The organism is Synechococcus sp. R65.1, assembly GCF_047461755.1.
Classification (GTDB): Bacteria; Cyanobacteriota; Cyanobacteriia; order Thermostichales; family Thermostichaceae; genus Thermostichus.
In genome coordinates this window covers 1-10,029 of the sequence record NZ_JANSHU010000035.1, presented here as the reverse complement: position 1 = coordinate 10,029, position 10,029 = coordinate 1, and the positions used below count along the sequence as shown (strand labels likewise).

Annotated in this window: 10 protein-coding genes; 8 read left to right on the top strand and 2 right to left on the bottom strand. The window is 57.5% G+C overall.

The features are described 5' to 3' along the window. Positions 1 to 481: 481 nt before the first annotated feature. On the top strand, positions 482 to 787 hold the full coding sequence (gene rpsN, locus NW814_RS10900) for a 30S ribosomal protein S14 (RefSeq protein ID WP_414406312.1): 306 nt from the start codon (positions 482 to 484) through the stop codon (positions 785 to 787). 74 nt (positions 788 to 861) lie between these two features. Then, the gene (locus NW814_RS10895) at positions 862 to 1,494 is read left to right on the top strand and encodes a ribonuclease D (RefSeq protein ID WP_414395020.1); all 633 of its coding nucleotides are present in this window, start codon (positions 862 to 864) and stop codon (positions 1,492 to 1,494) included. Positions 1,495 to 1,509: 15 nt separating this feature from the next. Here the strand turns inward: NW814_RS10895 and ald are convergent, their stop codons facing one another. Continuing rightward, positions 1,510 to 2,601, bottom strand: coding sequence for an alanine dehydrogenase (gene ald / locus NW814_RS10890; protein ID WP_414406311.1), 1,092 nt, complete (start codon positions 2,599 to 2,601; stop codon positions 1,510 to 1,512). 75 nt (positions 2,602 to 2,676) lie between these two features. On the opposite strand from ald, the gene NW814_RS10885 reads away from it, so the two are divergent. Further along, complete coding sequence (locus tag NW814_RS10885; protein WP_414406310.1) at positions 2,677 to 4,563, top strand: AMP-dependent synthetase/ligase; 1,887 nt, start codon at positions 2,677 to 2,679, stop codon at positions 4,561 to 4,563. A gap of 10 nt (positions 4,564 to 4,573) precedes the next feature. Here NW814_RS10885 and NW814_RS10880 read toward each other — a convergent pair whose 3' ends face one another. Continuing rightward, a complete protein-coding gene (locus NW814_RS10880; protein ID WP_414406309.1) occupies positions 4,574 to 4,894 on the bottom strand; it encodes a hypothetical protein in 321 nt (106 codons plus the stop codon). Positions 4,895 to 5,046: 152 nt separating this feature from the next. Here NW814_RS10880 and NW814_RS10875 point away from each other — a divergent pair, with 152 nt between their 5' ends. The 5 genes from NW814_RS10875 to NW814_RS10855 all read left to right on the top strand — a co-directional run. Further along, positions 5,047 to 5,853, top strand: coding sequence for a radical SAM/SPASM domain-containing protein (locus tag NW814_RS10875; protein WP_414406308.1), 807 nt, complete (start codon positions 5,047 to 5,049; stop codon positions 5,851 to 5,853). A gap of 54 nt (positions 5,854 to 5,907) precedes the next feature. Further along, complete coding sequence (locus NW814_RS10870) at positions 5,908 to 6,525, top strand: IS607 family transposase (protein WP_414406307.1); 618 nt, start codon at positions 5,908 to 5,910, stop codon at positions 6,523 to 6,525. Continuing rightward, complete coding sequence (locus tag NW814_RS10865) at positions 6,413 to 7,612, top strand: RNA-guided endonuclease InsQ/TnpB family protein (RefSeq protein ID WP_414406313.1); 1,200 nt, start codon at positions 6,413 to 6,415, stop codon at positions 7,610 to 7,612. Before NW814_RS10870 ends, NW814_RS10865 begins: the two co-directional genes overlap by 113 nt. A 136-nt stretch (positions 7,613 to 7,748) precedes the next feature. Then, positions 7,749 to 8,846, top strand: coding sequence for a class I SAM-dependent methyltransferase (locus tag NW814_RS10860; protein WP_414406306.1), 1,098 nt, complete (start codon positions 7,749 to 7,751; stop codon positions 8,844 to 8,846). Next, the coding region (locus NW814_RS10855) for a tetratricopeptide repeat protein (RefSeq protein ID WP_414406305.1) at positions 8,846 to 10,029 on the top strand (1,184 nt) is incomplete at its 3' end. The genes NW814_RS10860 and NW814_RS10855, both read left to right, overlap by 1 nt.

Here is a 10,029-nt window from a genome sequence, read left to right as displayed (position 1 = left end):
CCTGCTTCCACGACCCGTAGCTAGTAGTAGAGTTCACCTCTACTACCCCGCCAGAGGGATCTCCACAGGCGTGACTTCCCCACAAGCTGCAGGTAGTTGCTCCTTGCCCTTAGCGGGCACACCGGCTAAAGACGGAGCCAACTTTAGCCTAGGCAAAACGCCTACTCAAGAAGATGTACCGGCTAGCCTACTCGCTCAGCCCATCTACGTCGAGGCAGAAGGTTGGTTATGCCACAAAGTGGCCAATTGTCCGGCGAATCAAAGACTAGAGGAGAACCCCGCCTGCAGTACCAGCTCCATCCCTGCTAGGTAATGGCGTAGCATCCGCCAGCACTTCGCGGCCAGCAGCAGCGGTGGCTTGCAAGCACCACGCAGGCGGCAATACTAGCGTGCCCCTAACCCATAGGCAGGCTCCCCTTGCTGCCAGTTGCCCCTGCTCGTTATCCTAGTAGAGCTGAAAAATTGGGGAAACAGGTGAGCCGTGGCTAAAAAAAGCATGATCGAGCGGGAGAAAAAGCGCCAGCGCTTGGTTGAAAAGTATCGCGAAAAGCGCCAGCAATTGAAGGCAGCGCTGGCTGATCCCAACCTCGACCAGGCTACCCGCATGGAGCTGCATGCCCAACTGCAAAAGCTGCCGCGCTCCAGCTCGCCCACCCGCCTGCGCAACCGCTGCTGGAAAACGGGCCGTCCTCGTGGTTACTTCCGGGATTTTGGCCTCTGCCGCAACAGCCTGCGGGAGATGGCTCACCGCGGCCTGCTACCCGGCGTGGTCAAAGCCAGCTGGTAGCCCAGATGGGCTGGAGGCTGCTGGCAACTGCTCTGGAAAGGCAAGCACCTTCTCTGCCCTGAGGGGAGCTCCCCGTGGCCCTGAAGCCCTTCCAGATTTGCGACGACGATCTTACCTCCGACCTGGTCAAAGCCCTGGCCGGAGAAGCCTACCTGGCGGTGGACACAGAGACGATGGGCTTGATCCCGCAGCGGGATCGACTCTGTGTTGTGCAACTTGCCAACGCTGCCGGTGAGGTGGTGCTGCTGCGGTTTAGCCGCGGCGTCAGGCAGGCTCCTCTCCTAGCCAAGCTGCTGACGGATCCCGGCATCGAGAAGATTTTCCACTATGCCCGTTTTGACCTGGCCATGCTGCGCTACCACCTGGGGATCCAAGTCTGGCCGGTCTTCTGCACCAAGATTGCTAGCAAACTGGCTCGCACCTACACCAGCAAGCACAGCCTCAAAGATGTGGTGAGCGAGCTGTGCGGGGTCGAGTTGAACAAGGCAGCCCAGAGCTCCGACTGGGGAGCTGTCCATGCCCTCTCGGCGGAGCAGTTGGAGTACGCAGCCAACGACGTCCGCTACTTGATCCCGGTGCGCCACAAGTTGGCCCAGATGCTGCAGCGAGAGGAGCGCTGGGAACTGGCGCAGCGTTGCTTCCAGCACCTTCCCACCCTCGTCGAGCTGGATCTGCTGGGGTATAGCAACGTCTTCGAGCACCAGTAGTGGCAGCCTCTAAAGCTAGTTGGCCAAGTCGGGGAAAGTAGCCCGCACGGCGGGGTGGATGAGCTTGCCGGAGCGAATGTTAAGCCCTTTGGCCAAAGCTAGATCTTGTTCCAGGGCAGCGGCCAGGCCAAGGTTGGCCAGCTTGAGAATGTAGGGGAGCGTGGCATTGACCAAGGCTTGGGTTGAGGTCCAGGGGACAGCCCCTGGCATGTTGGGAACGCCGTAGTGCAACACGCCGTAGGCTTCGTAAACCGGCTGGGCATGGGTGGTGGCCCTAGTGGTGGCAATGCAGCCTCCCTGATCCACCGCGACGTCCACAATTAGGGATCGGGGCCGCATCTGGGCCACCAGCTCCTCCCTCACCAAAATTGGCGCCCGCCTGCCCGGCACTAACACCGCTCCCACCACGAGATCGGCCTTGCGAACGCACTCCTCGATGGTTTGGGGGGTGCTGTAGAGCAACTCCACTCGCGATCCAAAGATGAGCTCCAGCTCGTTGAGCCGCTGCAGGTTAATGTCCAAAATCTGCACCTGCGCTCCCAGGCCAACGGCCACTTTGGCCGCCTCTGTACCCACGGTTCCTCCGCCCAAAATCACCACTCGTCCCGGTGGCACACCTGGGATCCCGCCCAGCAGTACGCCTCGCCCCCCCGCTTGGCGGGTGAGGTAGTGGGCACCAAATTGCACCGAGAGCCGCCCGGCAATCATGCTCATGGGCATCAAAAGAGGCAGGGAGCCATCGGCCAGCTCCACTGTCTCGTAAGCCAGGCAGGTGGCCCCCGAACGCAGGAGGGCTTGGGTGAGCTCGCGGCTAGCCGCCAAGTGCAAGTAGGTAAATAGGATCAGATCCGGATGGAGCAGCGGATACTCTGCAGGCAGGGGCTCTTTCACCTTCACCACCAACTGCTGCTGGTAGATCTCCTCAGGAGTAGCAGCCAGCCTGGCCCCCGCCTTCTCATAGTCCTCGTCAGTAAAGCCGGCTCCCTGGCCCGCTTGAGTTTCCACCCACACCTGGTGCCCCTGCTCAGTCAAGACCCGCACCGCCGCTGGTGTTAGGCCGACGCGGAATTCCTGCTCTTTAATCTCCCTGGGCACGCCAATGCGCATAGGGATCCCTGGAGGACTGCCTTCGAGTTTGTGCGCGCTCTGTTAAAGTGTAAGCGTGATTTACGGCCCGGATCTATGACCGTTGTCTCCGCTGCTGCTACACCCGCTGCCCCGGAGACGACTCTACTCAACGTCTGGCAAGTCCTAGCCGAGAAGTTTGCTGACCAGCCTGCCCTCAGGGATCCCCATGCCCAGCCGGTCTTTGAGATTTCCTATGGGGAACTGTTCCGCCGCATTCAGACGCTGGCTGCTGGCTTACAGGCTTTGGGCATTCGCCCTGGGGATCGGGTAGCCATTTTTGCCGACAATTCCCCCCGCTGGCTGATGGCGGATCTGGCCACGCTGTTTACAGGAGCAGTCAATGTGCCGCGCAGCGCCGTAGCGGATCCAGCGGAGCTGGGCTACATTTTGCGTCATTCTGGGAGCACCGCTTTGATTGCCCAGGATGTGAAGACGCTGGCACGGGTTCGGTCAGTTGTGGAGGAGCTGGGTCTAGAGCGGCTGCTGCTGCTTTCGGACGAAGAAGAGCCAGGAGTAGTGAATTTTTCTCAGTGGCTGCAAACAGGGCGAGAACACCGCTACGAGCCCCCCAAGTTGGAGCGATCTCAGTTAGCCACCATCATCTACACTTCCGGGACCTCCGGTCAGCCCAAGGGGGTGATGCTCAGCCACGGCAACCTCATGCACCAGGTGGAGAACTTGGGCGCGGTCGTACAGCCCCAACCGGGGAACAAGGTGTTGAGCATTCTGCCCACTTGGCACTCTTATGAGCGGGCTTGCGAGTATTTTCTCCTTAGTCGCGCCTGCACGCTGGTCTATACCAGCCCCCGCTTTATCAAACAAGATTTTCAACAGGAGCAGCCCCACTATTTGGTGGCAGTGCCGCGCATTTGGGAAACCGTTTATGAAGGGATCCAGCGGCAATTCAAAGAGAAAAGCCCCCTCCTGCAGTGGCTAATCCGCGCTCTGATGGCGGTGAGTGAAAGCCATGTGCTCTCTGGACGGATAGCTCGCAACCAGTCGATTTTGCATTACGGAGTCAGCCCCTGGGTGCGCCTACGGGCTCGCTGGCAACATTGGCTGCTCTGGCCCCTGCATCGGCTGGCCGATTGGCTCATCTACCGCAAGGTGCGACAAGCACTAGGCCCCAATTTTCAACATGCTATTAGCGGCGGCGCATCCCTACCTGCCTATCTGGATCTGTTCTATGAAGTTGTTGGGATTTCCATCTTGAATGGCTACGGCCTCACGGAAACCTCGCCAGTGCTATGCGCGCGGCGTCCTGACAACAACGTGCGCGGTACGGCTGGCCCACCGCTGCCAGGGACGGAGTTTCGCATTGTCGATCCGGAAACCCGGCAGCCCTTGCCCCCTGGCCAAAAGGGGTTGATCCTGGCCCGTGGCCCGCAGGTGATGATGGGCTACTACAACAATCCAGAAGCCACCGCTAAAGTTCTCAGCTCTGATGGCTGGTTTGAAACCGGGGATCTAGGCTGGCTCACTCCCGACGGCCAACTGGTGATCACCGGCAGGGCCAAGGACGTGATCGTGTTGCTCAACGGCGAAAATGTCGAGCCACAGCCACTGGAAGATGCCTGCCTGCAATCTCCCTACATCAGCCAGATTGTGATCGTCGGGCAAGACCAAAAAAAATTGGCTGCCCTCATCTACCCCAACCTCGACGCCCTCAAGGCCTGGGCTGCTGAACAAGGGATCCCTACTGCCGAGACCGAGCTGCTCGTTCACCCGCAGGTGCGCCGCTTCATCTTGCAAGAAGTACGCCGCCGCATCCAAGAGCGCCCTGGCTATCGGCCCGACGAGCAAGTTGCTGACTTTCGCTTCTTGCCAGAGCCCTTGAGTGTGGAAAATGGCCTCATGACCCAGACGCTGAAAATTAAGCGCAACCCCGTGGCGGAGCGCTACGCTCACCTTATTGAGGAAATGTACCGATCTTTGAAGTAGAGCCAGCCTTCTAGGTTTGGGATCCCCGTTGTTGCTCCAGGTAACGCCGGAATTGCTCCGGTGGGATAGCCCCCCGGTAGGCCCCACAGTAGTAGAGGGTGAGCACCGCCTTGTAGGCCCAGTCGGTCGGCACCACGTCCGGGAAGGGGCTGGGCAGGGTATCGGCTTGGTTGGCGGCGCAGGCTTGCAAAATCCGCTCCGTGGTGAGCTGTTCTGCCAAGTCCGGAGGGAGCTCCCGCAGGTTAGCCTGGGCCAGAACCGCTCCCGGCAGGCCCAAGCTGGCGAGGGTCGCCGCCCAAAAAGCGCGAGTGAAGAGGTGTTGCCAGTTCATGGCTCTCCAGAGGGAATAGTTCGGACAAGTTCTCTAGATTAGAATTACCGCAGGCAGCAGCGTTCCTGCTAGGGGTGCGAAGCGCCCACACGGGGGAGCCTGTTGCAATGTTTTAATGAGTAGACAATTGCATGCTGCAGGAGGACAGTGAGATGAGCACAATTCCGCCGAACTTGCTGGACTATCAGCGCAGAGCTCTGGCGATGCGGGAGAGTTCATACATTGACTTTCCAGCTCATGTCCATCTGGAAACGATGGCACGTTGCAACGCTGCCTGCAACTTTTGTCCCTATTCTTCACTGGAAAGAAAGGTAGCAAAGATGGATGATTCTCTAATAGAAAAAATTGTCAATGACCTCAAAGACATTCCGCGTCTTCATCGCTTTCAATTAAGTCCTTTTAAGGTTAATGAGCCATTTTTGGATACACGGATCTTCGATTTGCTTACATATCTTCAGTCTGAGCTACCGCACGCTACCATCACCTTGACTACCAATGGCTCCCTCATCAACGAGCGGATTGTGGAACGATTAACACAGTTTCCCAATCTTGGTTACTTGTGGGTTAGCTTCAACGATCACCGCCCAGACGAATACGAGGCAACGATGAAGTTGCCCTACAGACGGACTCGCGAAAGCCTGGACAGACTTCACAAAGCAAAAGCTGAGGGACGCTTGCCAATGCGCATTGTGCTATCCCGTGTTGGAGACGGCACAGCAGCTGATGAGGATTTCATTACCTGGGTAAGGACAACGTATCCATTGTTCGAAGTTAGCATTTTTCCGCGCATGAACTGGCTTGGCCAGGTCGATGTGTCGCCTCCCACGGCACCGCCCATAGCCTGCACTCGCTGGTTTGACATATCAATCACGGCAACGGGTGTGGTAGCCCACTGTTGCGCCGATGGCCAGGCACGCTACCCCATAGGCAACGTTCGGGAGCATAACTCTGGTCAATGATACGCTGGACTATACTGAAAATAATGTACAGTATGTTCAGCATGGCTGCTTGGTATGGCTAGGTATGTAAAACCGAGAGAAGCGGCGGATTATTTTGGGGTGTGTCTCCACACCTTGAGGCGATGGGAACAGAAAGGCTGGATCAAAGCAATACGTACTCCATCTGGTAGGGCAAGAAGGTATGACCTCGACAGCTACATTGGCCTCCGGCCCGCTGACGCGAACAGAACGCCAAAGAAAGCCAAACGAGTCGTTTTGTACGCCCGAGTCAGCAGTCGAGGGCAGAAACCAGACTTGGAGAGACAGATTGCAAGACTGGTTGACCTCTATCCTGGAGCCGAAGTGGTCGGAGAGGTTGGCGGCGGTCTCGACTTCAAAAGACCAAAGTTCCTTGCCTTATTGGAACGAGTCCGTGCGGGAGATGTCGGAACAATTGTGGTCGCTCACCGGGATCGACTCTGCCGGTTTGGATTTGAGTTCGTTGAGTGGTACTGCCGTCAATACGGGTGCGAAATCTTGGTTCTCGATGACGATCACCTTTCTCCCCAGCAGGAACTGGTTGAGGATATCCTCACCATCCTGCACTGCTTCAGTAGTCGGCTCTACGGACTCAGGAAATATCGGGCTGCAATCGAGAAAGATACGGATTTATCCGGAGCCAGCGCTGGCTAAAGTTTGGAAGCAATGGCAAGCAGCGTGCCGGTACTGCTACAACCAAGCGATTTCCTATCAGCGTCAGCATGGTGCCCCAAAAACGGCCAGAAAGCTGAGGGACATCATCCTGCGCTCCGACCTGCCCCAGTGGGTGAAAGATGTCCCCTGTCACATCAAACAGAACGCGGTCGTCGAGGCGTGGTTGGCGTTCCGCCGAAGCAAAGACGCGAGGTTTCGCAGTGTGCGGGACAGGTCGCATACGCTGCAATTCAACGCCGGCAACTTTCGCAATGGGACGTGGTATCCGAAACTCACCCGAGGTTTGGCGTTCCGTGCATCCGAGGAGATGCCCAGAGAGTGGGTACGTGGAACTGAGCTAATGCGGGTGAAAGACAGATGGTATGCCATCTTTCCTGAGCCCGTGAACGAGCAGTGTTCGTTAGCAAAGGGGGTGATCGCACTTGATCCTGGAGTAAGAAGCTTCCTTACAGGGTTTGATGGGGCGGGCTTTTTAGATATCGCCAAGGGAGACTTTGGCAGGATCGTTCGGCTGTGCTACCACCTAGACGATCTGCAATCTAGGCTGAGTAAAGCGCCGAGACTCAAGCGTAGGCGAATGCGGCAAGCGGCGTTTCGTCTGCGGGAGAGAATCAGGAACTTGGTGGACGAGTGCCATCGCAAGGTAGCGGCGTTCCTAACGGATAACTACCGATTGATATTCCTCCCCACTTTCGAGTCAGCCAAGATGGTTGCCAAGGCGGGGAGGAAGTTTGGTAGCAAGACGGCGAGGGCGATGCTCACCTGGGCGCACTATCGGTTCAAGCAGTTCCTGAAGTTTCAAGCCCAAAAGAAAAACGTGGTTGTCGTGGAAGTATCGGAAGCGTACACCAGTAAAACCTGTACCAAGTGTGGGCACATCCACACTAAATTAGGTGGCGCAAAAGTGTTCACATGCCCAAAGTGCAACCATAAGCTACCACGAGATTGGCAAGGCGCTCTGGGCGTTATGCTCAGGGCTTTGCGGGATACCGCCTTCCTGTTCAGTAATGAGCAGGATGCAATCGCTGCACTGTTGAGCGATAATATTCAGCAGTGTTCAGCGTAAATGTATCAGCATGACTCCTCTTTATACGGATCCCTGTCCTGCCTGTGGCGAATCAGTGGCTCACCCTTTTTTTGACGGAGGGGCTGCGCCACTTGCCATATTGGGCTGGCCACGTACTGAAGAGGAGGCACGGGCCATGCCCCCCTATCGGCTTGACTTTGTGCAGTGCCTTGCCTGTGGCCATGTCTGGAATCGCGCCTTCCGCTATGAGGATGTCCCGTACGGCAGTCAGCCGAGCCTCATGTTCAACGCCGGGGTCTTGTGGAACCGGCATCTGGCGCAACTGGTCGATGAGGTGCTGACCCGCCTACCTGAGAACCCAACCGTGGTTGAGATTGGCTGCGGTTGTGGTCACTTTCTGCGGTCTTTGGCTGCTCGCCGGCAAGGGCGGTACATTGGATTTGACCCTCACCAACCGGACGACTTCCCCAGTGAGTTTCAATTTGAGGCGCGGCTTTTTGACCCTGTTGAAGATCTGCTGCACCTCCAGCCGGATCTGGTGGTGATGCGTCATGTCCTGGAGCACTTTAGCCAACCAGCAGCCTTCCTACAGCAGTTGGCATGGGCTGCAGGTTGCTGTAAAAAGACTGTGCGCCTGCTTGTTGAAGTGCCCTGTATCGACCGGGTCTTTGCCACAGGGCGACTGGTGGATTTTTACTACGAACACCCCCAGCAGTTTAGCACTGAGTCGCTGCGTGCCCTGCTACAGCGCGTCGGTGCAATTGTGAGCTTGTGGCACGCCTACGATGGGGAAGTGGTGGTGGCCATCGTTGAGCTGCAGCTACCGCTAGCCTGGCGGCTCCGGGCTGAAGCAGCAGCCAAATTTGAGCAAGGCAGCCAAGAGGCTCGCCGCAAAATTGCTGCCCAGCTTCAAGAGCTGGCTAACAGTGGCCTGCGAGTTGCCCTCTGGGGAGGCACGGGGAAAGGGGCAGCCTTCATGCACCACTTTGGGGTTAAGACCAATTGGCTTACCTGGGTTGTCGATTCCGATCCAAACAAAGTTGGCACCTATGTTGCCGGCGTTGGCCAGCAAATTGTCAGCCCAGAGGAGCTGAAAACGCAGACCCCAGACGTGGTCATCATCCCAACCCAATGGCGCGCCGCTGACATTGTTGCCGAGATGGCTAGGCTTGGGATAGAGCCAAAGCAGGTGCTTATCGAGCACCAAGGGCAACTAGTCGACTACTGGCATTCTGCTCATCCCTATGCCTTGCCCAAACTAGAGGGCCGATGATGGAGCTAAGCAACCTTCTGCAGCAAGCTATTGACCACCACCAGCAGGGGCACCTGGAAGAAGCAGAGCGGCTCTATCGGGCCATCCTGCAGGTTGCCCCCCGCCACCACTACGCCCACCACCTTCTGGGCCAACTTGCCCGTCAGCGGGGGCAGCCCCGGTCGGCACTGTCCCATTTGATGACGGCAGTCAGCGCCAATCCAACGGTTGGTCAATATTGGCTAGCTTTGGTTGAAGCCCTGCTGGAGTGTGGTGAATACGGGGAGGCCGAGCGGGTTCTTGCCGAAGCGTGCGCCCACGGTTTGGAAGGGCCCGCTGTTGTCGAGCTAACTGCGCGGCTAGCGGCCGCCACCCTGAAGGGAGAAGCTCCCTCTCCTGACCCTCTGCCAGCAACGCAGCCCCCCACCGAGGAAGAAGCCAGCGAGCTACAGGAAGCAGCAGCTGCCTACAACAGTGGCAACCCAGCCCTTGCTTTGGAAAAAGCCCAGCGGCTACTTGCCAAAAACCCAGGTCTTGCCCTGGCCTGGGCCATTATTGCCCAGGTGCGCTGGAAACAGGGGGAGGCAGTGGCAGCGGAAGAGGCAGCTCGGCGGGCTCTTGCCATTGAGCCCAATCAGCGCGAGGCCCTGCTTGCCCTGGCCCTATCTCTTAATGCCCAAGAGCGCTATGAGGAAAGTGAAGCTCTCTTCCGGCAGGCACTGCTGGCTTATCCCGAGGATGCCGAGATATACAGCCATTTTTCAGCTCTGTTGCAAGAGATTGGCAAATGGCCTGAAGCGCAAGCGGTTGCCTTGCGGGCAATTGAGCTTAACCCAACCTATGCCGACGCTTGGGTCAACTATGGAAGTGCGCTGTTGGGAAGTGGCGAAAGGGAGCGAGCTGCAAGCGCCTACCAAGCGGCACTGCAGTTCAACCCACAGCAGGTAGAAGCACTCTACTGCCTTGGACAATTGGCCGTAGCTAACTATGACTTTCCCAAGGCGCTGGATTACTTTGACAAAGCCCTAACCCTTTGTCCCCACTTTGTTGAGAGCCTCCTGGCAAAGGCAGAAGTCTACAAGTTTTCTGACCAACTCCAAGAAGCAGAAAGCTGTGCGCGCCTTGCCCTGCAGAAAAAGCCGCACCACTTCGGCGCCCATCTAGCTTTGGCCTTTGCTTTGGCAGCTCAAGGAAAGGATGGGGA